Here is a 21,814-nt window from a genome sequence, read left to right as displayed (position 1 = left end):
GGTGCGCCTGATCTTCGCCGGCACCCCCGAGGTGACCCTGCCGTCGCTCGACGCCCTGGCCGCCTCCAGCCACGAGATCGTCGCCGTCGTCACCCGTCCCGACGCCCCGGCCGGCCGCGGCCGCCGTTTGGTGCGCTCACCGGCCGGCGCCTGGGCCGACGAACGTGGCATCGAGGTGCTCACCCCGCAGCGCCCCCGCGAGCCGGAGTTCCTCGAACGGCTGCGCGAGCTCGCCCCGGACTGCGTGCCCGTGGTCGCGTACGGCGCGCTGGTGCCGCCCAGCGCCCTGGAGATCCCCAAGCACGGCTGGGTCAACCTGCACTTCTCGCTGCTGCCCGCCTGGCGTGGCGCGGCCCCCGTGCAGCACGCCGTCCTGCACGGCGACGAGGTCACCGGCGCGAGCGTGTTCGAGCTGGAGGCCGGGATGGACACCGGCCCGGTCTACGGCACGCTGACCGAGCAGATCCGCCCCACCGACACCTCCGGTGACCTGCTCGCCCGGCTGGCCACCGAGGGCGCCGGCCTGCTCGTGGCCGTCCTGGACGCGATCGAGGCCGGCACCGCCCGGGCGCACCCGCAGCCCGCCGACGGCGTGTCGATGGCCCCGAAGATCACCGTCGAGGACGCCCGGGTCCGCTGGAGCGACCCGGCGTTCGCCGTCGACCGGCGCATCCGCGCCTGCACCCCGGCGCCGGGCGCCTGGACCACCCTGCGCGACGAGCGGCTCAAGCTCGGGCCGGTGCGCCCGGTCGCCAACGCCGCCACGCTGGCCCCGGGGGAGCTGCTCGTCGAGCGCACCCAGGTGCTGGTGGGCACGGCGACCACCCCGGTGATCCTGGGCGAGGTCCGGGCCGCCGGGAAAAAGCCGATGTCGGCCTCCGACTGGGCGCGTGGCCTGCGCCTCAACCCGGGGGAGACCCTCTCATGACCGAAGACCATCGGGCCGAGCGGCCGCAGGAGCAGCGCCGGCACAGTGCCGACCGGCCGCACAACGCCGGCCCGCGCCGCCCCGGCGGCCCCGGGCAGGGCCGGGACCAGAGCCGCGACAGCCGTTCCGGGCGGGCTCCGCGAGCGGGTCGCCCGCCGTCGGACCCGGCCCGGCAGGCAGCGTACGAGGCCATCGCGGCCGTGCACCGTGACGACGCGTACGCGAACCTGGTGCTCGGCCAGATCCTGCGGGACATGCGGCTGCACGGCCGGGACGCGGCGTTCGCGACCGAGCTGACCTACGGCACCCTGCGCGCCGTGGGCACCCTGGATCTGATCATCGCGGACGCGGCCGGCCGGGACGTGTCGCGCATCGATCCGCCTGCTCGCGACGCGTTGCGCCTGGGTGCGTACCAGTTGCTCTTCACCCGGGTGCCGGCGCACGCCGCGGTGAACCAGACCGTCGACCTGGTCCGCGCGGTCGCGCCCGCCGCTCACGGTTTCGCCAACGCGGTCATGCGCACGATCTCGGACACCGGTCTGGAGGAGTGGCTGACCAAGCTGGCCCCGGACTACGCGGAGAACCCGGTCGGCAACCTCGCGGTCGTGCACAACCACCCGGAGTGGATCATCCGGTCGTTCGCCGAGGCCCTCGGTGGCGACCTGGAGGACACCGCCCGGCTGCTGATCGAGGACAACCAGCCGCCGACCGTGCACCTGTGCGCGCGGCCGGGGCGGTCCGACGCGGTCGAGCTGGCCGACGAGGTCGAGGGTGTGCCGGGCGCGTTCTCGCCGTACGCGGTCTATCTCAACGGGGGTTCGCCGAGCGAGCTGGCGGCCATCCGCGAGGGCCGCGCCCACGTGCAGGACGAGGGTTCGCAGCTCGTGGCGGCCGCGCTGCTGGCCGCGCCGATCGAGGGCCAGGACAACCGGTGGCTGGACCTGTGCGCGGGTCCGGGCGGCAAGGCCGGGCTGCTGGGTTCGATCGCCGCGCTGCGCGGCGCCGAGGTCACCGCCGTCGAGGTCGCCGACCACCGGGCCCGGCTGGTCGAGCAGGCCACCGCCGGACTGCCGGTCACGGTGCTGCCGACCGACGGCCGTACGGTCGGGCGCGACCCCGACCTGCCGGAGGAGGGCTTCGACCGGGTGCTGGTCGACGCGCCCTGCACCGGGCTGGGCTCGCTGCGCCGGCGTCCGGAGTCGCGCTGGCGGCGTACCCCGGCCGATCTTCCGCCGTTGACCCGGCTCCAGCGGGAGCTGCTCGTGGCCGCGCTGCGGGCCGTGCGTCCCGGCGGCGTGGTCGCCTATGTGACCTGCTCACCGCACATGGTGGAGACCCAGGTGACCGTCACCGAGGGCGCCCGCCGCAGCGGCGTGGAGGTCGACTTCGTGGACGCGCGCCCGTTGCTGCCGCCGGGCATGCCGAAGCTGGGCCCGGGGCCGACGGTGCAGTTGTGGCCGCACCGGCACGGCACCGACGCGATGTTCCTGGCGGTGCTGCGTCGCACGAGCTGAGTGCCTTCTGCACTGTCCCGGTCAACAAAGTCCGGTATAAAGATGGACATGGATGTCATCGGGGCAGGTTTCGGCCGTACCGGCACACTCAGCTTGAAGATCGCGCTCGAGATGCTGGGCCGCGGGCCGTGCATGCACATGCTGCCGCTGCTCGACGATCCCGAGCGGGCGACTCTGTTCGCCCGGGCCGCCGAGGGTGACCTCTCCAGCCTCGACAAGGCCTTGGAGGGGCACCGCTCCACGGTGGACTGGCCGGGCACGTACTTCTGGCGGGAGCTGACCGAGAAGCATCCGGACGCCAAGGTGGTGCTGACGGTCCGCGACCCGCAGAAGTGGTACGACAGCGCGCACAGCACGATCTTCCAGGCGGCGCGGAGCGCGCCGCGCGAGGGCGACGACTCCGTGACCGCAGGCCTGGCCATGGTCCGGTCGCTCATCTGGGAGGGCACCTTCGGCGGCCGCTTCGCCGACCGGGAGCACGCCGTGCGGGTCTTCACCGAGCACAACGAGGCGGTGCGCCGCGAGGTCCCGGCGGACCGGCTGCTGGAGTTCGAGGTCGCGCAGGGCTGGCAGCCGCTCTGCGACTTCCTCGGTGTCCCGGTGCCGGACGCGCCGTTCCCGCGAGCCAACGACAGTGCGACCTTCCAGGCGCGGATCCGGGAGCGGCAGAGCGCCGGCAAGCTGTAGCGCCCTCAGTCCACGGGCAGCACCGAGGGGCCCGCGCCCTTCAGTGAGCGGGTGAAGGTCCGCTTGGCGAAGTACACGAAGCAGCGCACCCGGCGCTCGCCGGACAGCCATTCGGTGCGCGTCGGGTTGTACGAGATCCAGCCGGTGCGGTACTGCATGTCCGAGTCGTCCGGCAGTTTCGTGAACTTGGCGATCACCCCGCGGCAGCCCGCCGCGCTGCGCTCGGTGCCGGACTCCAGTGCCGCGTAGGTGATCTCCGGTGCTTTCCACAGCCCGGCGAACTCGGCCCGGTGCCGCTCGTCGCACGGCACCGGCCGCATCGTCGTCACCGTCTCGCCGTCGACCGTCGGGTTGAAGCAGCCCAGCTTGAGCGGTGACGGGCCGGCCAGTTCACCGGCCAGGCTGCCGGTGCGGCTGGTCCGGCTCTGCCCGTCGAGGTCGGCGGTCGTGACGTCGCAGCGGAACCAGCGCGCGCCGCCCGACCAGCCGGCTTTGGTCGGCCACACCACCTGCACGGCCACCCGGGCGGTGCGCCACGGCCCGCCCAGGAAGCCGGCCGCCTGCTCCGAGCACTCCTTGAACGCGGCCCGGGCGCCCGCCGTGCCGGCAGCCGGGACCACATCGGCGTCCGCCGCGGTGCCGACGTGGAAGGTCTCCGAGACGTGCAGCTCGGCGCAGTCCACCGGCCGGTAGTCGTCCAGGGCCGCGGTCGCCGCCAGCATCTCGTGGCACTGGCCGGTGGCGGGCCGGAAGGGAGCCGGCGACGAGGGCATCCGCCAGTCGTCGGTCAGGTCGCCGTCGGTGCCGTCCGGTGGCGCGCCGGAGCAACCGGCGGTGAGCAGCACCGCCAGCAACACCGCCGTGCGTCGCATAGAACCCTCCGGGACCCGACTGAAGGCAGTCCCCAGGAGTATCCCGGGTGACGGCAAACAGGCCATACACTTCACCGGTGGAGTCATCGCCGATCATCGCCCCCAGCATCCTGGCCGCGGACTTCGCGCACCTCGCCACCGCGGTGCACGACATCGAGGGCGCCGCCGACTGGGTGCACGTGGACGTCATGGACAACCATTTCGTCCCCAATCTGACCATCGGCCTGCCGGTCGTGCAGAGCCTGCGCAAGGCGACCGCCATCCCGTTCGACGTGCACCTGATGATCACGGATCCGGAGCGCTGGGCCCCCGGGTACGCGGAAGCGGGGGCGTACAACGTGACGTTCCACGCCGAGGCCTGCGAGAACCCCGTGGCCCTGGCCAAGACGCTGCGCGCGGCGGGCGCCAAGGCCGGCCTGGCCATCGACCGCGACACGCCCGTCGAGCCGTATCTCGAGCTGATTCCCTATGTGGACACGGTGCTGATCATGACGATCAAGGCCGGGTTCGGCGGGCAGAAGTTCATGCCCGAGATGCTGGAGAAGGTGCGTGACGTGCGCCGCCGGATCAAGGCCAAAAACCTGGAGGTACGCCTCGAGGTCGACGGTGGCATCGCCGCCGACACCATCGAGCAGGCCGCCGAGGCCGGTGCCGACGCGTTCGTCGCGGGCACCGCGGTCTACGGCGCCGAGGACCCCGCCGAGGCCTGCCGCAAGCTGCGCGCCCTGGCCGAGCGTTCGATGGTGCACGCATGAGCACTGGAGTGGTCCGGCACAAGGTGGACGCCAGCGCCGGCGAGCCGGAGGAGCGGCCCGACCTGATCCTGGTGGTCGACGACGACGAGGACATCGCCAGCTTCGTCGCGTTCAACCTCAAGGTGCACGGCTTCGAGGTGATGCGGGCCCGCGACGGCCTGCAGGCCCTCGACATCATGGAGACCCGCCGACCCGACCTGGCCGTGGTCGACTGGATGATGCCGCACATGAACGGCGTCGAGCTGACCCGCCGGCTGCGCGCCGAGCCGCTGACCTCGGCGCTGCCGGTGATCATGCTCACCGCCAAGGGGATGAGCGTCGACAAGGTGGTCGGCCTCACCGCCGGCGTGGACGACTACCTGGTCAAGCCGTTCGACACCGCCGAGCTGATCGCCCGGGTGTCCTCGACGTTGCGCCGTAACAAGGAGTTCCGCGAGGTCTCGCCGCTGACCGGCCTGCCCGGCAACGCCCGGGTGCGCCGGGAGATCGCGGAGCGGATGCGCAGCGGCAAGGACTTCGCCGTCGGATACATCGACATCGACCGGTTCAAGAGCGTCAACGACGTGTACGGGTTCGACCGCGGCGACGAGTTCATCACTGCGCTGGCCGGCTGCCTGCACCGGGCGGTGGCCGCCACGGGGCGCCCGCCGATCTTCCTGGGCCACATCGGCGGTGACGACTTCGTCTTCATCTGCACGCCCGAGCAGGTGCTGCCGCTGACCAAGCGCACGGTGACCGACTACGAGAAGCTGGCCGACCAGCTCTACGACGCCGAGGACGCGGCGCGCGGCTTCATCGAGGTCCCCGACCGCCGCGGCAACAAGCAGCGGGCCCACTTGGTCACCTTGAGCATCGGCGTAGCCCAGGGCACCGCCGAGGGGCGCCGTTTCAGCGACCCGCGCGAGGTGGTCGCGGTGGCTTCGGAGATGAAGAAGGTGGCCAAGAGCCAGCCCGGCTCGTTCGTGGCGATCGACCGCCGCCGCGCCGACTCCGAGGACCCGGAGGATCCCTCGTCGGGCGTGGGTCTGTGACGTGGATCGCCCAGCAGGTGGCAACCCGCGATTCGCGTGCAAGACTCATGGGTGACCCACCACGCGCTGGCGGGACTCGGTGAAATTCCGAACCGGCGGTAATGCCCTGCTCCGGCAGGGCTGAGCCCGCGACCCGGACGTCGATACCAAGACGGACGGTGGATCTGGTGAGACTCCAGAGCCGACGGTTGAGCGGACGGCCTCGGGCCGACTGCTCAGACAGTCCGGATGGGAGACAGCGCGCGGGAGCAGGATGAGGGCTCGTCGCGGCGTGTCCTCACCGGGGCGGCGCGAAGCGTCCCCTCATGTCCTGTTTCTGCTTGTCTGTTCTCTCTCTGTTCGGCGCGTGACCGCACCGCGCATGGAGAGGGAACGCAGATGGTCACCGACGACGAGGCAATGGGCCGGGCGATCGCGCTCGCCGCCCGCGGCCTCGGCACGACCAGCCCCAACCCGGTGGTCGGCTGCGTGCTGCTCAGCGCGGAGGGCGAGGTCGTCGGCGAGGGCTTCCACGCGTACGCGGGCGGGCCGCACGCCGAGATCGTCGCCCTGGCCCAGGCCGGTGAGCGCGCCCGTGGCGGGACGGCTGTCGTCACTCTCGAGCCCTGCAACCACACCGGCCGCACCGGCCCCTGCGCGCAGGCGCTGATCAACGCCGGCATCATCCGGGTGGTCATCGCCGTCGACGACCCCACGCCCGTGGCGGCCGGCGGGGCGGCGACCCTGCGCGACGCCGCGGTCCGGGTCGAGACCGGGGTGGGCCGAGCGCCGGCCGAGGAGGGCAACGTCGCCTGGCTGACCGCCGTACGCCGCGGCCGGCCCTACGTGACCTGGAAGTACGCGGCGACCCTGGACGGGCGTTCCGCCGCGGCGGACGGCACCAGCCAGTGGATCACCTCCGCGCCCGCCCGCAGCGACGTGCACAAGCTGCGCAGCACGGTCGACGCGATCGTCGCCGGGGTCGGCACCATCGTCGCCGACGATCCCCAGCTCACCGTGCGCGACCTGCGGGACGGCAGCCTGGCCATCAAGCAGCCGTGGCGGGTCGTCGTGGACTCCTCCGGGCGTACCCCGGCCACCGCCCGCATCCGCGACCAGGCCGCACCCACCTGGATCGCGACGGCGGCCGAGGTCGGCACCGGCCCCGACGGCCGGGTCGACCTCGCCGCCCTGCTCACCGAGCTGTACGCCCGCGGCGTCCGCGCCGTGCTGCTGGAAGGCGGCCCCACCCTGGCCGGCGGCTTCCTGGCGGCCGGCCTGGTCGACAAGGTCGTCGGCTACATCGCTCCCAAGATGCTCGGCGCCGGCCAGCCGTCCCTGGTCGGCGCGGGCGTCACCACCATCGCCGAGGCCATCGAGCTGGACCTCGTCGACATCGCGCGGGTCGGACCCGACCTGCGCTTCACCGCATCGCTCCGAGCCAAGGAGGCCTGATGTTCACGGGAATCGTCGAGGAACTGGGTGAGGTCGTCTACCTCACCGACGCGGGGGGCGACTCGGCGGTGATCGCGGTGCGCGGTCCCGTCGTCACCTCCGACGCCCGCCACGGCGACTCGATCTCGGTCAACGGCGTCTGCCTGACCGTCATCGACAACGTCGACGGCGTCTTCACGGCTGACGTCATGGGCGAGAGCCTGCGCCGCTCGTCGCTCGGCGTGCTGACCGCGGGCAGCCAGGTCAACCTGGAACGCGCCGCGACCGTCGGCTCCCGCCTCGGCGGGCACCTGGTGCAGGGCCACGTCGATGGCGTCGGCCGGATCGTGGCCCGCGAGCCCGCCGACGAGTGGGAAGTGTTGCGCTTCTCGCTGCCGAGCGAGCTCTCGCGGTACGTGGTGGAGAAGGGCTCGATCACCGTGGACGGGGTGTCGCTGACCGTCATGGCGGTCACCGCGGACACCTTCGACGTCGGGCTGATCCCGACCACGCTGAAGCTCACCGTGCTGGGGGCCAAGTCCGTCGGCGACCCGGTCAACCTCGAGGTCGACGTCATCGCCAAGTACGTCGAGAAGATGCTGGGAGAGCGGCTGTCATGAGCACCGACATCGAACGGGCGATCAAGGACATCGCGGCCGGGCGCCCGGTCATCGTGGTCGACGACGAGGACCGCGAGAACGAGGGCGACCTGATCTTCGCGGCCGAGCACGCCACCCCGGAACTGGTCGCGTTCATGGTCCGCTACACCTCGGGCTACATCTGCGTGCCGCTGCCCGAGGAGGAGGCCGACCGGCTCGACCTGCCGCCGATGTTCCACACCAACCAGGACCGGCGCGGGACCGCGTACGCGGTGACCGTCGACGCCCGGGAGGGCATCAGCACCGGCATCTCGGCCGCCGACCGCGCGCACACCATCCGCCTGCTGGGCTCCGCGGAGACCCAGCCCACCGACCTGTCCCGGCCGGGTCACGTCGTGCCGCTGCGGGCCAAGGCCGGGGGCGTGCTGCGCCGGCCGGGTCACACCGAGGCCGCGATCGACCTGTCCGTGCTGGCCGGGCTGCGTCCCGCCGGCGTGCTCTGCGAGATGATCAACGACGACGGCACCATGATGCGGATGCCCGACCTGGAGAAGTTCGCGGCCGAGCACGACCTGGCGCTGATCAGCATCGCCGACCTGATCGCGTACCGGCGCCGGCACGAGACCCTGGTCGAGCGGGTCGTCGAGACCCGGCTGCCGACCGAGCACGGCGAGTTCACCGCGGTGGGCTACCGCACCGACGTGGCCGGCGCCGAGCACGTCGCGCTGGTCTTCGGTGAAATCGGCGACGGCGAGGACGTGCTGGTCCGGGTGCACTCCGAGTGCCTGACCGGGGACGTCTTCGGCTCGGTGCGCTGCGACTGCGGGCCCCAGCTGGACGCCGCCCTCGATCGGGTCGCCGAGGCCGGTCGCGGCGTCGTGCTCTACATGCGGGGCCACGAGGGGCGGGGCATCGGGCTGCTGCACAAGCTGCAGGCGTACCAGTTGCAGGACCGCGGCCTGGACACCGTCGACGCGAACCTCGAGCTGGGCCTGCCCGCCGACGCCCGCGACTACGGCACCGGCGCCCAGATTCTGTACGACCTGGGCGTGCGCTCGATGCGGCTGCTCACCAACAACCCCGCGAAGCGCGCCGGGCTGGAGGGCTACGGCCTGACCATCACCGGCCGCGAGGAACTGCCGGTGCGGCCGCACCCGGAGAACGTGCGCTATCTGCGGACCAAGCGCGACCGGATGGGCCACCTCTTCGAGGCCCTGGGCTGACCGTCCTGGCCGGCGGTCCTGGGCCGGCGGGCCGGGGCTGAGGGGCTCCGGGCCGGGGCTCTGGGCCGAATTCCCGGCGCCGTCGCGGTGGCCGGAGCAAACTACAGGCAAAGAGGGGGCAACACATGGCCGGTTTCGGGGATCCGCACCTCAACACCGTCGACGCCGCCGGGCTCAAGCTCGGCATCGTCGGCTCGCGCTGGCACTCCGACCTGGTCGACCACATGGTCGAGCGGGCGCAGGCGGCCGCCAAGGCGTGCGGCGTGGAGGACGTGGTCGTGGCCCGGGTGGCCGGGTCGGTGGAGCTGCCGATCGTCGCGCAGGCCCTGGCCAAGCGCTGCGACGCGGTGGTCGCGCTGGGCGTGGTGATCCGCGGCGAGACCGCACACTTCAACTACGTCAACGACGCGGTGACGGCCGGACTGACCCGGGTGGCGCTGGACGAGCAGACCCCGGTGGCGCACGGCGTGCTCACCGTGGAGAGCCTGGGCCAGGCCAAGGACCGGGCCGGCCTGGAAGATTCGATCGAGGACAAGGGCTGGCAGTCGACGGTCGCGGTGCTGGACGCGGTCCTGGCCATCCGCGAGCTCAGCAAGGACTGACCCCCGCGCGACTCCTCGATCGTCTAGCTTGGATCCGTGCCGCAGACGTTACGCCAGAGCCGGATCGCCGCCGCGCTGCTCTTCCTGCTCTACGGCACGCTGATCGGCACGTGGACGGCGCGCATCCCGGCGGTGAAGCAGCACCTGGGCCTCAGCGACGGCCGGCTCAGCATCGCCCTGGTCGGGCTCGCCCTCGGCGCCGTGACCGGCATGCAGCTCTCCGGCCGGCTGGTCGACCGGTACGGCAGCCGGCGCATCATGATCCCGGCGGCGCTGGTCGACGGGTGCTTCCTGCTGCCGGTCGCCGTGGCCCCCTCGCTGGTGACGCTGACGTCGGCGCTGTTCGCGTTCGGCGTGGTCCACGGCGTGCTGAACATCGCGATGAACGCCCGCGGGGTGGAGATCGAGCGGGCCGCCGAACGGCCGATCATGTCGTCGTTCCATGCCGTCTACAGCATCGGCGGGTTCCTCGGTGCGGTCCTGGGCGGCGTGACCGCGGCCGCCGGGGCGAGCCCGCTGGGCACCTTCGCCGTCGTGGCGGTTCTGGGCGCGGCCCTCGCCTTGTGGTCGCGCCGATGGTCTGCGGCCCTGACGGAGACCGCGGGCTCCCCGGCCGACGGCCCTGCGCGACAGGTCCCACTGTCCGGGGTGCTCCTGCTGGGCACGCTAGCCCTGTGTGCCCTCGTCGGCGAGGGCGCAGCGGCCGACTGGAGCACGGTGTATCTGCGTGACAGCCTGCACAGCACGGAAGGCTTCGCGGCCGCGGCGTTCGCGGCGTTCTTCATCGCGATGACGGCCGGGCGGCTGACCGGTGACCGGCTGGCCGCCCGCTTCGGTGCCGTCCGGCTGGTCCGGGGCTGCGGCCTGCTCGCGGCGGCCGGCCTGGGCACCGCGTTGCTGGTCGGGCAGCCCGTGGCCGGGGTGATCGGCTTCGGGTGTCTGGGGGCCGGGCTGTCCTGCGTGGCGCCGCAGGTGTTCTCGGCTGCCGGCCACCGCAACCCGCAGCGTCCGGCTCAGGCCATCGCCCGGGTGGCGAGCATCGGCTGGCTCGGCTTCTTTGCCGGGCCGGTGCTGATCGGCGGCGCGGCCGAGGCTTTCGGGCTGCCGGTGGCGTTGTCCATCCCCGTACTGCTGGCCCTGCTGGTCGCCGTGGCCGCCGGGGCGCTGCGACCGGCCCGCGAACCCGGCACCCAGGTCCTCAGCCGAAGCTGAGGCCGCCGGCCGAGCCCCGGGATTGCGGCCGGGTCTGAGCCAGTGGCCGGGCCGCGAGACCGCGGCCAGGTCTGAGCCGATGGCCGGTCTGAGCCGGCGGCCGGTCAGAGACGGCCGGCCTCGATGATGCGGGCCAGGAACTGCCGGGTCCGGGCCTCGGTGGGGTCGCCCAGCACCTGCTCGGGCGGGCCGGCCTCGAGCACCCGGCCGCCGTCCAGGAAGACCACCCGGTCGGCCACCTGCCGGGCGAAGCCCATCTCGTGGGTGGCCAGCACCATGGTCATGCCCTCGTCCTTCAGGCCGCGGATCATCGTCAGCACCTCGCCGACCAGCTCCGGGTCCAGCGCCGAGGTGACCTCGTCGAGCAGCAGCAGCCGGGGGCTGTTGACCAGGGCCCGGACGATGGCGACCCGCTGCTGCTGGCCGCCGGAGAGCCGGTCCGGATAGCTGTCCGCCTTGTCGGCCAGGCCGACCCGGTCCAGCCACTGCATGGCCTGCTCCCGGGTCTCGGCGGCGGACCGCTTGTGCACCCGTACGGGGGCCAGCGTGATGTTGCGCAGCACCGTCATGTGCGGGAACAGGTTGTACGACTGGAAGACCATGCCGATCCGCTGCCGTACCTGGTCCGGGTTCACCCGGGGATCGGAGATGTCCTCGCCGTCGAGGCGGATGGTGCCGTCGTCGATGTCGGTGAGCAGGTTGACGCAGCGCAGCAGCGTGGACTTGCCCGAGCCGGAGGCACCGATCAGCGCGACCACCTGATGCTCGTCCACCTCCAGCGACAGGTCGTCGAGCACCACGGCGGCACCGAAGGTCTTCCGGACGTGCTCGCAGGACAGCAGCATGGTCAGGCCCCCGCGGACTGGCGGCGGGCCGCGCGCAGCGTGACCCAGTCGGTGACACCGATCAACGGCAGCGCGAGCAGCACGAACAGCACCCCCGCCACGATGTACGGCGTGTAGTTGGCGTCCTGCGCGACCCCGATCTGAGCCGCGCGTACGGCGTCGATCGGGCCCGCCAGCGAGACCAGCCCGACGTCCTTCTGCAGCGCCACTGTGTCGTTGAGCAGCGGCGGGGCCACCCGGCGGATCGCCTGGGGCAGCACCACGTGCCGCATCGTCTGGCGGTACGTCAGCCCCAGCGACCGGGCCGCGGCGAGCTGGCTGGGGTGCACCGACTCGATGCCGGCCCGGAACACCTCGGCCAGGTAGGCGCCGTACGTGATCACCAGCGCGGCCCCGCCCAGGACCAGCACCCCCGGGGTGCCCTGCAACCGCAGGCCGGGGACGCCGAAGGCCATCAGGTAGATGACGATGATCAAGGGCAGACCGCGGAACGTGTACGTGTAGCCGGTCGCCATTGCCCGTACCGGAAAGAAGACCGGGCCCCGCAGGGTCCGCAGCGTTGCGATCAGCAGCCCGAGCGTCAGCGCGAGCAGCGCGCAGACGACCAGCAGCCGGACGTTGAGCCAGAGGCCCTCGAGGATCTCCGGCAGCCAGCGCCAGGCCACCTCGGGGCTGAAGAACGACCGCTTGACGCGGTCCCAGCCCGGCGCGCCGGTGACCGCGACCACGAGCAGCACGCCGACGACCGCGGTCGACAGCGCCGCGAGCAGCACGGACCGGACCGTCTGCCGTCGCCGGTAGGCGATCCGCCCGCGCTGGATCTCGGACGGCTGATGGAGCTCGGTGCTCACGAGAGCTCGGGGGCCCCGCCCGTGCTCGCCAGCCACTGCTTCTCGAGCACCGCGAGGGTGCCGTCCTGCCGCAGCTGGTCGACGGCCTGCGACACGCAGGTGGTCAACGGCGACCCGAGATCAAGGACCAGACCGAACTGCTCCGGTACGCCGACCTGCGGCAACTGGCCGACGATCACGCCGTTGTCGAGCTCGGCCGCGGTCATGTAGAACGCGGTCGGCAGGTCCACCACGATGCCGTCGACCTGGCCGTTCTCCAGGGCCGCCTTGGCGTCGTCGTTGTTGTTGTAGACCTGGGCCTTGGCGGTCGGCTTGATCAGCTCGTTGATCGCCTGGTAGCTGGTGGTGCCGACCTGCGCGCCGAGCTTCGCGCCCTTGAGCTCGGCGATCGTCTTGACGCCGGCGATCTTCGAGCCCTTGGTGGTGATGACCGTCTGCCGGACCAGGTAGTACGGCGACGAGAAGTCGACGGCCTTGCGCCGCTCGGGCGTGATCGAGAACTGGTTGACGTCGAAGTCGAAGGTCTTCGGACCCGGCGCGATGGCGTTGTTGAACGTCACGTTCGTCCAGACCACGTCCGGCGCCTTGTAGCCGAGGCGCTCGGCGACCTGGTACGCGACCGCGGACTCGAAGCCCTTGCCGTTGGCGGGCTTGTTGTCGCTGAACCACGGCTCGTACGCCGGGTTGTCGGTGCCGATCGTGAGCTTGCCGGCGGTGCGGGTGCCCAGCGTTCCGGGGGCGCAGGCCGGGCCGGAGGCGGAAGCCGACGCGCCGGCCGAGGGGCTCGCCTCGTCGGCGGGCGCGCAGCCCGCGAGGGCGGCGAGGAGTACGGCCGCGCTGCTCAGCGCGGCGACGGTGTTTCTGCTGACCATGACCGCGAGCCTAGGCCACGTCCCAACCGATGGGGTCGTCCGTCGCCATCCCGTGATGAGCTGCCACAATCGTCTCCCGTGAAGACGTTCGAAGAGTTGTTCGCCGAGTTGCAGGCGAAGGCGGCGCAGCGGACCCCCGGTTCGTCCACCGTCGCGGCGCTGGACAAGGGCGTGCACTTCATCGGGAAAAAGGTCGTCGAGGAGGCGGCCGAGTCCTGGATGGCCGCCGAGCACGAGGGGCCGGAGCGGGCCGCGGAGGAGATCTCCCAGCTGCTCTACCAGGCACAAGTCCTGATGATCGCCACCGGGCTCGAGCTCAAGGACGTGTACCGACATCTCTGATCGGTTTTGAATCGGGTTTTTCCCGGAGGCCGAGCGTTCCTCCGCCTCAATCGAGACCGATCGAAGGAGCACGTCGATGCTGCGCATCGCCATTCCCAACAAAGGCACCCTGTCCACTCCGGCCGCCCAGATGCTGCGCGACGCCGGCTACCGCCAGCGCACCGACCCCAAGGACCTCGTCTGCCGTGACGAGGCCAACAATGTCGAGTTCTTCTACCTGCGTCCCCGCGACATCGCCACGTACGTGGGCTCGGGTGATCTGGATCTCGGTATCACCGGCCGTGACCTGCTCGTCGACTCCGGCGTGCCCGCCACCGAGGTGCTGGACCTGAGCTTCGGCGGGGCCACCTTCCGCTGGGCCGCCCCGGCCGGCGCGCTGGCCTCCGCGGACGAGATCGGCGGTCGCCGCATCGCCACCGCCTACCCGGGTGTCGTCCAGCGCTACCTCGACGAGCACGAGCTCAAGGCCGAGGTGGTCCGCCTCGACGGCGCGGTCGAGAACGCGGTGCGCCTCGGCGTCGCCGACCTGATCGCCGACGTGGTCGAGACCGGCACCACGCTGCGCCAGGCCGGCCTGGTCACCCTGGGCGAGCCGCTGCTGCGCAGCTCCGCGATCCTGATCGGCCGCGGACCGGCCGGCGACTCCGGCCCCGCGGCCCAGCTCATCCGGCGGCTGCAGGGCGTGCTGGTCGCCCGCAGCTTCGTGATGCTGGCGTACGACGTCCGGGCCGACCTGCTGGAGAACGCGACCGCGCTGACACCGGGCATCGAGTCGCCGACCGTGTCCCCGCTGCACCGCGAGGGCTGGGTCGCCGTGCAGGCGATGGTCCGCCGCAACGACGTGCACCGGATCATGGACGAGCTGTACGAGCTCGGCGCCCGCGCGATCCTGGTGACCGACATCTCCAACTGCCGTTTATGAGCCTTCAGTCCTTTCAAGGGCGGCGGTGGGGTGGTCGGACGGGGAGTGGCACGATGGTGACCGTGACTTCGACAAGCACGCCGGTCGTCTTCCGGCCGCGGCGCATCCGCTGGGTGGCCGGCTTCTCGGCGGCTGCCGTGGTGATCCTCTTCACCGTGCTGAGCTTCGGCCTGCACGGCTCGACCGGCGACAACATGGGCACGTACCAGCGCGGCGACCAGACCGCGATGATCGGCCTCGGCATCCTGATCGGGCTGGGCATCCTGGCGTTCACCCGCCCGCGGGCGGTGGCGGACGCCGACGGCGTCAAGGTGCGCAACGTGATCGGCGGCTACGACCTGCCGTGGACGGCGGTGCGGGCGGTGCGCTTCGACCGCAACTCACCCTGGGCGACGCTCGAGCTGCACGACGACGAGACCGTGTCGGTCCATGCGCTGCAGGCGGCCGACAAGGAGTACGCCGTGGAGGGCGTTCGCGCACTTCGCGCCCTCCATTCGGCGGCGACTTCCTGAGCTGGTAGACTCGCCCGGTAGTCGACCACGCCTCTCGTCATGAGGGGCGCGAAAGAGGAGCCCGCTGGTTCCCACCCCGTCGCCCCTGAGGTGGCTGGGTCCGGTCAACCGCTCCGGGAATTTCCCGGTGTCGGTGTGCGTCCTCATGGACGCCGATGACCGGTCGAGCGGGCCCTGGCATTCGTGCCGGGGCCTTCTGCTTTCCTCGGCGCCCTGCCAAGTGGGCGTGAGAGGGCCGACCGACATTGGCAGTGCGCTCTGCCCGCGGCGCAAGACCGCAGGCGGAGACATCCACTAGATCGTTCTGAGGAGGCCCCATCAGCGTCGAACCACGCGTGAACGAGCAGATCCGGGCAAGGGAAGTCCGTCTGGTCGGCCCCGAGGGTGAGCAGGTGGGCATCGTCCCGCTCGAGCGCGCCCTGCAGCTGGCTGCGGACGTCGACCTGGACCTGGTCGAGGTAGCGCCGATGGCGCGCCCGCCGGTGTGCAAGCTCATGGACTTCGGCAAGTTCAAGTACGAGAGTGCACTCAAGGCGCGCGAAGCCCGGCGCAACCAGCAACAGACCGTCATCAAGGAAATGAAGCTCCGCCCGAAGATCGACCCGCACGACTACGAGACCAAGAAGGGTCACGTGGTCCGGTTCCTCAAGGCGGGCGACAAGGTCAAGGTGACGATCATGTTCCGCGGTCGCGAGCAGAGTCGCCCCGAGCTGGGTTTCCGGCTCCTGCGCAGGCTCAGCGAAGAGATCTCGGAGCTTGGTTTCGTCGAGGCCAGTCCGAAGCAGGACGGCCGCAACATGATCATGGTCCTGGCTCCGCATCGGGCGACCAAGGCCGCTGCCGCTGCCGTCATCGCCGCCAACGCGCGCCCGCCCCGCGAGCCGCGTGAAGGCGAAGAGGCCGAGGCACCGCCGGCCGAGGCTGCTGCCGACACCAGCGCCGTAACCGCAGAGTAATCAGAAAGAGGCGTTCCGAGTGCCGAAGATGAAGAGCCACACCGGCATGGGCAAGCGGGTGAAGATCACCGGTAAGGGCAAGATCGTGCGTGAGCTGGCCGGCAAGCGCCACCTGCTCGAGGGCAAGTCCTCGCACGTCACCCGCCGGATGACCGGTACGGTCGTGGTCTCCAAGGCCGACACCCCGCGAGTCAAGAAGATGCTGGGCCGCTGACGCGCGCGCCACACACGTTCCCCTGTTAGGAGTACAGAAATGGCACGCGTCAAGCGGGCAGTGAACGCCCAGAAGAAGCGCCGTACGCTGCTGGAGTCTGCCAGTGGCTACCGCGGACAGCGCTCGAGGCTGTACCGCAAGGCCAAGGAGCAGGTGCTGCACTCGATGCAGTACGCGTACCGCGACCGCCGTGACCGCAAGGGCGACTTCCGCCAGCTGTGGATCACGCGCATCAACGCGGGCGCACGGGCCAACGGCCTGACCTACAACCGCCTGATCCAGGGCCTGAAGCTGGCCGGCGTCGAGGTGGACCGCAAGATCCTGGCCGACATGGCCGTCAACGACGCCGCCTCGTTCGCGGCGATCGTCGAGATCGCGCGGGCCGCGGTGGCGGCCGAGGGCACCGGCGGCGCCGCCGCCCAGGCTGCCTGATCGTCAGCACTTTTTCGGGGCGTCTTCCGGGTGACCGGGAGGCGCCCCGATGCTGTTCCCTCCAGGAGGACACGTGACCTTCACTCCCCGCACCCCCAGGGTCGTCGCGGCCCGGCGCCTGCAGCGCCGCCGCGACCGCGACCAGACCGGCCGCTTCCTCGCGGAGGGCCCGCAGGCGGTGCGTTCCGCGCTGGCCGCGGGGGTCGTCCTGGAGCTCTTCGGTACGGACGCGGCACTGAACCGGTACGCCGACCTGGCCTCCCAGGCGCCGGTTGTGTCCCCGGTGACCGAAGACGGCCTCGCGGCGTTGGCTGAGACGGTCCAGCCGCAGGGTCTGGTGGCTGTGTGTGAGCAGTTGGACGTGCCGCTGGCTGAGGCGTTGTCGAAGGGTCCTCGCCTGGTGGCCGTCGCCGCCGAGATCCGCGACCCCGGCAACGCGGGGACGATCCTGCGTACCGCCGACGCGGCCGGTGCTGCGGCCGTGATCTTTGCGGGTGATGCGGTTGATCCTTACAACGGCAAGTGCGTGCGGGCGTCTGCGGGCAGTCTCTTCAACGTTGACGTGGTCCGGGCGCCGCTGGGGGTGGTCGACGAACTGCGGGACTTCGGGATGCAGGTGTTGGCCACGACCGGCTATGGCGAGGACGACTTGGACTCTCTACTGGATGATGGTTCGTTGGTGGGGCCGACGGCCTGGTTGTTCGGGTCGGAGGCTCATGGGTTGCCGGAGGATTTGGTGAAGGCGGCCGATAGGCGGGTGCGGATCCCGATTTATGGCGGCGCTGAGAGTCTGAATTTGGCGGCGGCTGCGGCGGTTTGTCTCTACGCCTCGGCGCGCGCCCATCGCCGGCCGACTGGCGGTCACAGCGTGACCGGGTAGGCGCCTGACCGCGTGATCGCGTGACACCGAGTTGATCCGGCCGCGGCTCACGGTGCCGATCCATGACGTGACCGGGTGACCGCGTGGACCCGCGTGGGCGCGTGGACGTGCGTGACCCGCGTGACTGCGTGGACCCGCGTGACTGCGTGGACCCGCGTGACCGCGTGGACCCGCGTGACCGCATGGAGCCGCGCGGGCGCGTGGGCGCGGACGCGCTACAGCGTGACCGCGTAGACGAGGACCGAGACACCGATGACCGCGTCCACGACGCCGCACCATTCTGCGAATGGTCGGGGGACCACCTCGTTCCGGCGGAAGTGCCAGTAGTCCCAGCCGGCGTGCGCGAGCCACCCCAGCCCCACCAGCCAGACGCTCAGCACCGGTCCGGCGAGGACCGTGGCCAGGAGCAGCCCCAGATACACCCCCATCGCCGCCACCTGCCGGATCAGGACAGCCCGCGGGCGCAACGTGCGCCGCACCGCTCCGATGGTGAGGTAGGCGAACGCCAGTACCAGCAGCTTCCACGGCGCGAGCGCGGCCGGCTCGACGAGCATGTCCACCGTGATCAGCAACGCCAGCGCGGTCGGCCAGCGGGCCAGCAGGCCGGTCCTCGGCTCGTGGACGTGTCCGCCGGCGTACTCGTCAGCGCGGTGGAGCATGGCCAGCGCCATGGCCGGCAGCATCAGGAGGTGTCCGCCGAGGAGCACCGCCGGGCTCGGTATCAGACCGGCCCACCAGGGGATGAGCAGCAGCAGGAAGGGTGCGTACATCGCCGCGGTCATCTCGGCGATCGCGGCCCCTGAGTGGCCTCGGTAGCCCATCCAGACCGCCATCGCGACCGACATCGTGGTGGCCATCCACAGCGCCGACACGTCCACCCGGGACGGTGTCCAGAACGGGCCCAGGGCCACCATGCCGACGACCATCGCGGCGAGCATCTCCAGCAGGTGCCGGGTGAAGGGCCAGGGGCGGGTGCGTACCGCTGAGATTGTCATGCCAGCAGCCTCGGCCTCGCCGGGCGCAACCGGCACCGTCGCCGGCGCATCCCGCAACCATGAACTTTTCATGGGTCGTCCGTGCGGCTCCCGCGCCTAGCATCAGCGCATGCACAGACAGATGCGACGAGCCCGGGTCGTCACCCTGGTCGTGCTGGCTACCAACGGCTCGATGGCGTTGTTCCTGCCGGCGATCGGTCTCTGGCGTGAGCCTGAGACGTTCCGGATCGTCCTCGGCGCGATCGGCATCCTGCTGTTCTCGGTCGCCCAGGGTTTCGTCCTGCACGCCCTGGTGACGCCGTGGCTCAGTTCACGGGCCCGCCGCGCCGCCTTGCTCGGCTTCGCCGCCGCGTCCGTCGCGTCCGTGCCGCTGGTCGGTCCCACCGGCGGCACCTGGCCGAGCTGGGCCTGGCTGGCCGCCTGCATCATCGGGGTGCTGCCAGTGATCACCGGCAGATGGAGGGCGCTGGCGCTCAGCGCCGTCACCGCGGCGGTCGCGGTGTTGACCACGCCGGGCTCGGTCCGGGACGCACTGATCATCTCGGTCGGCTTTGGAGCCGGCATAGCAGCGATCAACGCCGTGCAGGTCTGGTTCTGGGAGCTGTTGGTGCAGGCCGAGCAGGGCCGGGCAGCGCAGTCCCAGCTGGCCGCCGGCGAGGAACGGCTGCGGTTCGCTCGGGACGTGCACGATTCGCTGGGTCACCACCTGTCGGTGATCGCACTCAAGGCGGAGCTGGCCGAGCGACTCGCCCCGGTGGATCCGCCGCGGGCTGCCCGGGAGGCGGCGGAGGTGCGCGGGCTCGCCACGTCAGCTCTGACCGAGCTGCGTGAGGTCGTGCACGGCTACCGCCAGGTCGACCTGCGCGAGCAACTGACCGCCATCGGGCAGGTCCTGGAGTCCTCCGGGGTGCGCTGCTCGGTGCAGGCACCCGACGGCGTCCTACCCCCGCCGGTCGCCGGGCCGCTCGCCGCCGTGCTGCGCGAGGCCTCCACGAACGTGCTGCGGCACAGCCGGGCGGCGTGGTGCACGATCGACATCGTCCGGGCCGGGCCGGAGTTCATGATGACCGTGGTCAACGACGGCGCCGGCGACGCCGCGCCTGACCGGCACAGTCACGGCCTGCACGGCCTGGCGGAACGGCTGGCCGAGTCCGGCGGCGTGCTGCGGACCAGAGCGGCGGACGGCCGGTTCACGGTCGAGGCCGTCGTACGCTCGGCGCCATGATCCGGCTGCTGCTCGCCGACGACGAGGAACTGATCCGCGTCGCCGTGGCCGCGCTGCTCGACCTCGAAGCCGATCTGGACGTGGTGGCCCACGCCGCGGACGGCCACGAGGCAGTGGAGTCAGCGCTGCAACACCGCCCCGACGTGGCAGTCGTGGACCTCCAGATGCCCCGGGACGGCATCGAGGTCACCGCCGAGCTGACCCGCGTCCTGCCGTCCTGCGCGGTGGTCATCCTCACCGGGCACGCCCGGCCCGCGCAGGTGCAGCGGGCCCTGGCCGCCGGCGCGAAAGGCTTCCTGCCCAAGGGTTGCAAGGGCGGCACGCTCGCCGACGTGATCAGGCGCGTGCACAGCGGCGGCCGGTATGTGGACCCCGGACTCGCGGCGGACGCCCTCAGCATGCCGGAGTGCCCGCTGACCCAGCGCGAGCTCGACGTGCTGCGCTCCGCCGAGCCCGACGTGCCGGTGTCGCTGATCGCCCGCCGCCTGCACTTGTCGCCCGGGACGGTCCGCAACCACCTGACCGCGATCCTGGCCAAACTCCGCGTCGGCAGCCGCACCGAGGCCGCGACCGTCGCCCGAGACAACGGCTGGCTATGACGTCCGCAGCCGCGCCGAGGCCGCCGCCGCGTGGGTCGAGGCTTCCCCAGCCGCGCGGGACAAAGTGCCGCTCCGTGATACCGAGTTGGCTACGGCGGTATGCTGTCTCTCATGCGCCGAGTGCACCCGATGATGTTTACCCAGCCCGCTGGTCGCGGGCGCCGGGTCTGACACTCCTGCGCGACTTCCCCTGACCGGCGGGCTGCGGCCCAGCCGCGCCTCCGTACACTGCCCGATGGCTCATCCGGTGTGAGGGAGTTCGCCCGACCATGTCCTACCGCAACGATCCGTACGATCCGAAGCAGGCCGTCCTGCTCGCCCCCGAGGCTCTCGAGGCCGCCGTCGCCGACGCGGAGAAGGCGTTCGCCGGTGCGGGTGACCTTGACGCGCTCGGCGCCCTGAAGCCCGCGCATCTCGGTGACCGCTCGCCCGTGTCGCTGGCCCGGCGGGAGATCGGTTCACTGCCGCCGCACGCGAAGTCGGAGGCCGGCAAGCGTGTCAACGTGGCCCGGCAGTCGATCCAGAGCGCGTTCGACGCGCGGCTCGCTGAGCTGGAGCTCGAGCGGGCCGCCCGTGTTCTGGTGGAGGAGCGCGTCGACGTCTCCCTGCCCTGGGACCGGGCCCCGCGTGGCGCCCGGCATCCGTTGACGACGCTGATGGAGCACATGGGCGACCTGTTCGTCGGCATGGGCTACTCGGTTGTCGACGGGCCGGAGCTGGAGCTCGAATGGGCGAACTTCGACGCGCTCAACATCGGCCCCGACCACCCCGCGCGCGGGCTCATGGACACGTTCTACGTGGATCTGCCCGGGCTGGTCATGCGTACGCACACGTCGCCCGGCCAGGTGCGGACGATGCTGAGCCGCAAGCCCCCCATCTACGTGGTGAGCCCGGGGCGGGCGTACCGCTCGGATGAGCTGGACGCCACGCACACCCCGGTCTTCCACCAGATCGAGGGCCTGGTGGTCGACGAGGGCATCACGCTCGCCCACCTCAAGGGCACTCTCGACCATTTCGCCCGGTCGATGTTCGGGCCGGACGCGCGGACCCGGTGGCGGCCGAACTACTTCCCGTTCACCGAGCCGTCGGCGGAGTTCGACGTCTGGTTCGCCCAGCACCGCGACGGCCCGCGCTGGGTCGAGTGGGGTGGCTGCGGCCTGGTGAACCCGCGGGTGCTGACCGCCTGCGGGATCGACCCCGAGCGGTATTCGGGCTTCGCGTTCGGCATCGGGGTCGAGCGCACGCTGATGTTCCGTAACGGGGTCAGCGACATGCGCGACATGGTCGAGGGTGACGTCCGGTTCACCCGCAACTTCGGGATGGCGGTCTGATC

25 protein-coding genes and 1 riboswitch are annotated in these 21,814 nt (G+C 71.5%); of the genes, 20 read left to right on the top strand and 5 right to left on the bottom strand.

What is annotated here, in order from left to right:
* Nucleotide 1: 1 nt before the first annotated feature.
* Genes fmt through ACQP2Y_RS33675 form a run of 3 tightly spaced genes read left to right on the top strand, consistent with a single transcriptional unit; the run spans nt 2 to nt 3,129 of the window.
* Nucleotides 2-928, top strand: a complete 927-nt coding sequence (fmt, locus tag ACQP2Y_RS33685; RefSeq protein WP_433719899.1) for a methionyl-tRNA formyltransferase — start codon at nt 2-4, stop codon at nt 926-928.
* Nucleotides 925-2,442, top strand: coding sequence for an RsmB/NOP family class I SAM-dependent RNA methyltransferase (locus tag ACQP2Y_RS33680; RefSeq protein WP_433719898.1), 1,518 nt, complete (start codon nt 925-927; stop codon nt 2,440-2,442). The genes fmt and ACQP2Y_RS33680 overlap by 4 nt, the downstream gene beginning before the upstream one ends.
* A 48-nt stretch (nt 2,443-2,490) precedes the next feature.
* Entirely contained in the window at nt 2,491-3,129 is a 639-nt protein-coding gene (locus tag ACQP2Y_RS33675) for a sulfotransferase family protein (RefSeq protein ID WP_433719896.1), read from the top strand.
* Nucleotides 3,130-3,134: 5 nt separating this feature from the next.
* Here the strand turns inward: ACQP2Y_RS33675 and ACQP2Y_RS33670 are convergent, their stop codons facing one another.
* The gene (locus tag ACQP2Y_RS33670) at nt 3,135-4,001 is read right to left on the bottom strand and encodes a septum formation family protein (protein ID WP_433719894.1); all 867 of its coding nucleotides are present in this window, start codon (nt 3,999-4,001) and stop codon (nt 3,135-3,137) included.
* A gap of 77 nt (nt 4,002-4,078) precedes the next feature.
* Here ACQP2Y_RS33670 and rpe point away from each other — a divergent pair, with 77 nt between their 5' ends.
* The 7 genes from rpe (at nt 4,079) to ACQP2Y_RS33635 (ending at nt 10,836) form a co-directional block, all read left to right on the top strand.
* Nucleotides 4,079-4,756 carry a ribulose-phosphate 3-epimerase gene (rpe, locus tag ACQP2Y_RS33665; protein ID WP_360825165.1) on the top strand — a complete coding sequence of 226 codons (678 nt, stop codon included), beginning with the start codon at nt 4,079-4,081 and terminating at the stop codon, nt 4,754-4,756.
* Nucleotides 4,753-5,787 carry a GGDEF domain-containing response regulator gene (locus tag ACQP2Y_RS33660; RefSeq protein WP_360825163.1) on the top strand — a complete coding sequence of 345 codons (1,035 nt, stop codon included), beginning with the start codon at nt 4,753-4,755 and terminating at the stop codon, nt 5,785-5,787. The genes rpe and ACQP2Y_RS33660 overlap by 4 nt, the downstream gene beginning before the upstream one ends.
* Before the next feature lie 61 nt (nt 5,788-5,848).
* Nucleotides 5,849-6,031, top strand: a riboswitch (FMN riboswitch).
* Between the two features lie 134 nt (nt 6,032-6,165).
* Nucleotides 6,166-7,221 carry a bifunctional diaminohydroxyphosphoribosylaminopyrimidine deaminase/5-amino-6-(5-phosphoribosylamino)uracil reductase RibD gene (ribD, locus tag ACQP2Y_RS33655; protein WP_433719892.1) on the top strand — a complete coding sequence of 352 codons (1,056 nt, stop codon included), beginning with the start codon at nt 6,166-6,168 and terminating at the stop codon, nt 7,219-7,221.
* Nucleotides 7,221-7,820: a riboflavin synthase gene (locus tag ACQP2Y_RS33650; protein ID WP_360556223.1), complete on the top strand. Its 600-nt coding sequence runs from the start codon at nt 7,221-7,223 to the stop codon at nt 7,818-7,820. Before ribD ends, ACQP2Y_RS33650 begins: the two co-directional genes overlap by 1 nt.
* The gene (locus ACQP2Y_RS33645; protein ID WP_433719891.1) at nt 7,817-9,022 is read left to right on the top strand and encodes a bifunctional 3,4-dihydroxy-2-butanone-4-phosphate synthase/GTP cyclohydrolase II; all 1,206 of its coding nucleotides are present in this window, start codon (nt 7,817-7,819) and stop codon (nt 9,020-9,022) included. The genes ACQP2Y_RS33650 and ACQP2Y_RS33645 overlap by 4 nt, the downstream gene beginning before the upstream one ends.
* Before the next feature lie 125 nt (nt 9,023-9,147).
* The gene (ribH, locus tag ACQP2Y_RS33640) at nt 9,148-9,624 is read left to right on the top strand and encodes a 6,7-dimethyl-8-ribityllumazine synthase (protein WP_433719889.1); all 477 of its coding nucleotides are present in this window, start codon (nt 9,148-9,150) and stop codon (nt 9,622-9,624) included.
* Nucleotides 9,625-9,660: 36 nt separating this feature from the next.
* Nucleotides 9,661-10,836: an MFS transporter gene (locus ACQP2Y_RS33635; protein ID WP_433719888.1), complete on the top strand. Its 1,176-nt coding sequence runs from the start codon at nt 9,661-9,663 to the stop codon at nt 10,834-10,836.
* Between the two features lie 104 nt (nt 10,837-10,940).
* Here the strand turns inward: ACQP2Y_RS33635 and ACQP2Y_RS33630 are convergent, their stop codons facing one another.
* From ACQP2Y_RS33630 to ACQP2Y_RS33620, 3 genes are read right to left on the bottom strand one after another with little or no spacing between them, the layout of a single operon-like run.
* A complete protein-coding gene (locus tag ACQP2Y_RS33630; protein WP_360556229.1) occupies nt 10,941-11,681 on the bottom strand; it encodes an amino acid ABC transporter ATP-binding protein in 741 nt (246 codons plus the stop codon).
* Between the two features lie 2 nt (nt 11,682-11,683).
* Entirely contained in the window at nt 11,684-12,532 is an 849-nt protein-coding gene (locus ACQP2Y_RS33625; RefSeq protein ID WP_433719887.1) for an amino acid ABC transporter permease, read from the bottom strand.
* Nucleotides 12,529-13,404, bottom strand: a complete 876-nt coding sequence (locus tag ACQP2Y_RS33620) for an ABC transporter substrate-binding protein (protein WP_433719886.1) — start codon at nt 13,402-13,404, stop codon at nt 12,529-12,531. Before ACQP2Y_RS33620 ends, ACQP2Y_RS33625 begins: the two co-directional genes overlap by 4 nt.
* 78 nt (nt 13,405-13,482) lie before the next feature.
* On the opposite strand from ACQP2Y_RS33620, the gene ACQP2Y_RS33615 reads away from it, so the two are divergent.
* From ACQP2Y_RS33615 to ACQP2Y_RS33585, 7 genes are all read left to right on the top strand, one after another.
* Nucleotides 13,483-13,746: a phosphoribosyl-ATP diphosphatase gene (locus ACQP2Y_RS33615; RefSeq protein ID WP_360819612.1), complete on the top strand. Its 264-nt coding sequence runs from the start codon at nt 13,483-13,485 to the stop codon at nt 13,744-13,746.
* 76 nt (nt 13,747-13,822) lie between these two features.
* Nucleotides 13,823-14,668, top strand: coding sequence for an ATP phosphoribosyltransferase (gene hisG / locus ACQP2Y_RS33610; protein WP_360556233.1), 846 nt, complete (start codon nt 13,823-13,825; stop codon nt 14,666-14,668).
* 62 nt (nt 14,669-14,730) lie between these two features.
* A complete protein-coding gene (locus ACQP2Y_RS33605) occupies nt 14,731-15,180 on the top strand; it encodes a PH domain-containing protein (RefSeq protein WP_433719884.1) in 450 nt (149 codons plus the stop codon).
* Nucleotides 15,181-15,515: 335 nt separating this feature from the next.
* A complete protein-coding gene (gene infC / locus ACQP2Y_RS33600) occupies nt 15,516-16,136 on the top strand; it encodes a translation initiation factor IF-3 (RefSeq protein WP_360556237.1) in 621 nt (206 codons plus the stop codon).
* A gap of 19 nt (nt 16,137-16,155) precedes the next feature.
* Entirely contained in the window at nt 16,156-16,350 is a 195-nt protein-coding gene (gene rpmI / locus ACQP2Y_RS33595; protein WP_212992624.1) for a 50S ribosomal protein L35, read from the top strand.
* A gap of 39 nt (nt 16,351-16,389) precedes the next feature.
* Complete coding sequence (rplT, locus tag ACQP2Y_RS33590; protein ID WP_433719883.1) at nt 16,390-16,782, top strand: 50S ribosomal protein L20; 393 nt, start codon at nt 16,390-16,392, stop codon at nt 16,780-16,782.
* A gap of 73 nt (nt 16,783-16,855) precedes the next feature.
* Nucleotides 16,856-17,662, top strand: coding sequence for a TrmH family RNA methyltransferase (locus ACQP2Y_RS33585; RefSeq protein WP_433719881.1), 807 nt, complete (start codon nt 16,856-16,858; stop codon nt 17,660-17,662).
* A 215-nt stretch (nt 17,663-17,877) separates the two neighbouring features.
* On the opposite strand, the gene ACQP2Y_RS33580 is transcribed toward ACQP2Y_RS33585, so the two are convergent.
* Nucleotides 17,878-18,657 carry a hypothetical protein gene (locus tag ACQP2Y_RS33580; RefSeq protein ID WP_433719880.1) on the bottom strand — a complete coding sequence of 260 codons (780 nt, stop codon included), beginning with the start codon at nt 18,655-18,657 and terminating at the stop codon, nt 17,878-17,880.
* A 109-nt stretch (nt 18,658-18,766) separates the two neighbouring features.
* Between ACQP2Y_RS33580 and ACQP2Y_RS33575 the strand changes: the two genes are divergently transcribed.
* The 3 genes from ACQP2Y_RS33575 (at nt 18,767) to pheS (ending at nt 21,812) form a co-directional block, all read left to right on the top strand.
* Complete coding sequence (locus tag ACQP2Y_RS33575) at nt 18,767-19,882, top strand: sensor histidine kinase (protein ID WP_433719879.1); 1,116 nt, start codon at nt 18,767-18,769, stop codon at nt 19,880-19,882.
* Nucleotides 19,879-20,481 carry a response regulator transcription factor gene (locus ACQP2Y_RS33570; RefSeq protein ID WP_433719877.1) on the top strand — a complete coding sequence of 201 codons (603 nt, stop codon included), beginning with the start codon at nt 19,879-19,881 and terminating at the stop codon, nt 20,479-20,481. The genes ACQP2Y_RS33575 and ACQP2Y_RS33570 overlap by 4 nt, the downstream gene beginning before the upstream one ends.
* A gap of 269 nt (nt 20,482-20,750) precedes the next feature.
* The gene (pheS, locus tag ACQP2Y_RS33565) at nt 20,751-21,812 is read left to right on the top strand and encodes a phenylalanine--tRNA ligase subunit alpha (protein ID WP_433719875.1); all 1,062 of its coding nucleotides are present in this window, start codon (nt 20,751-20,753) and stop codon (nt 21,810-21,812) included.
* The last annotated feature ends 2 nt before the right edge of the window (nt 21,813-21,814 follow it).

Source organism: Actinoplanes sp. CA-051413 (assembly GCF_050955795.1).
Classification (GTDB): domain Bacteria; phylum Actinomycetota; class Actinomycetes; order Mycobacteriales; family Micromonosporaceae; genus Actinoplanes.
Note: the sequence above shows the minus strand (reverse complement) of the source record. Positions and strands in the feature narration are given on the sequence as shown.

Coding starts and splice junctions, on each gene's coding strand:
- ribD (WP_433719892.1), top strand. CDS start 6,166: ATGGTCACCGACGACGAGGCAATGGGCCGGGCGATCGCGCTCGCCGCC.
- rplT (WP_433719883.1), top strand. CDS start 16,390: ATGGCACGCGTCAAGCGGGCAGTGAACGCCCAGAAGAAGCGCCGTACG.
- ACQP2Y_RS33630 (WP_360556229.1), bottom strand. CDS start 11,681: ATGCTGCTGTCCTGCGAGCACGTCCGGAAGACCTTCGGTGCCGCCGTG.
- hisG (WP_360556233.1), top strand. CDS start 13,823: ATGCTGCGCATCGCCATTCCCAACAAAGGCACCCTGTCCACTCCGGCC.
- ACQP2Y_RS33580 (WP_433719880.1), bottom strand. CDS start 18,657: ATGACAATCTCAGCGGTACGCACCCGCCCCTGGCCCTTCACCCGGCAC.
- ribH (WP_433719889.1), top strand. CDS start 9,148: ATGGCCGGTTTCGGGGATCCGCACCTCAACACCGTCGACGCCGCCGGG.
- ACQP2Y_RS33660 (WP_360825163.1), top strand. CDS start 4,753: ATGAGCACTGGAGTGGTCCGGCACAAGGTGGACGCCAGCGCCGGCGAG.
- ACQP2Y_RS33570 (WP_433719877.1), top strand. CDS start 19,879: ATGATCCGGCTGCTGCTCGCCGACGACGAGGAACTGATCCGCGTCGCC.
- ACQP2Y_RS33620 (WP_433719886.1), bottom strand. CDS start 13,404: ATGGTCAGCAGAAACACCGTCGCCGCGCTGAGCAGCGCGGCCGTACTC.
- ACQP2Y_RS33650 (WP_360556223.1), top strand. CDS start 7,221: ATGTTCACGGGAATCGTCGAGGAACTGGGTGAGGTCGTCTACCTCACC.
- ACQP2Y_RS33670 (WP_433719894.1), bottom strand. CDS start 4,001: ATGCGACGCACGGCGGTGTTGCTGGCGGTGCTGCTCACCGCCGGTTGC.
- ACQP2Y_RS33680 (WP_433719898.1), top strand. CDS start 925: ATGACCGAAGACCATCGGGCCGAGCGGCCGCAGGAGCAGCGCCGGCAC.
- pheS (WP_433719875.1), top strand. CDS start 20,751: ATGTCCTACCGCAACGATCCGTACGATCCGAAGCAGGCCGTCCTGCTC.
- ACQP2Y_RS33675 (WP_433719896.1), top strand. CDS start 2,491: ATGGATGTCATCGGGGCAGGTTTCGGCCGTACCGGCACACTCAGCTTG.
- ACQP2Y_RS33575 (WP_433719879.1), top strand. CDS start 18,767: ATGCACAGACAGATGCGACGAGCCCGGGTCGTCACCCTGGTCGTGCTG.
- ACQP2Y_RS33645 (WP_433719891.1), top strand. CDS start 7,817: ATGAGCACCGACATCGAACGGGCGATCAAGGACATCGCGGCCGGGCGC.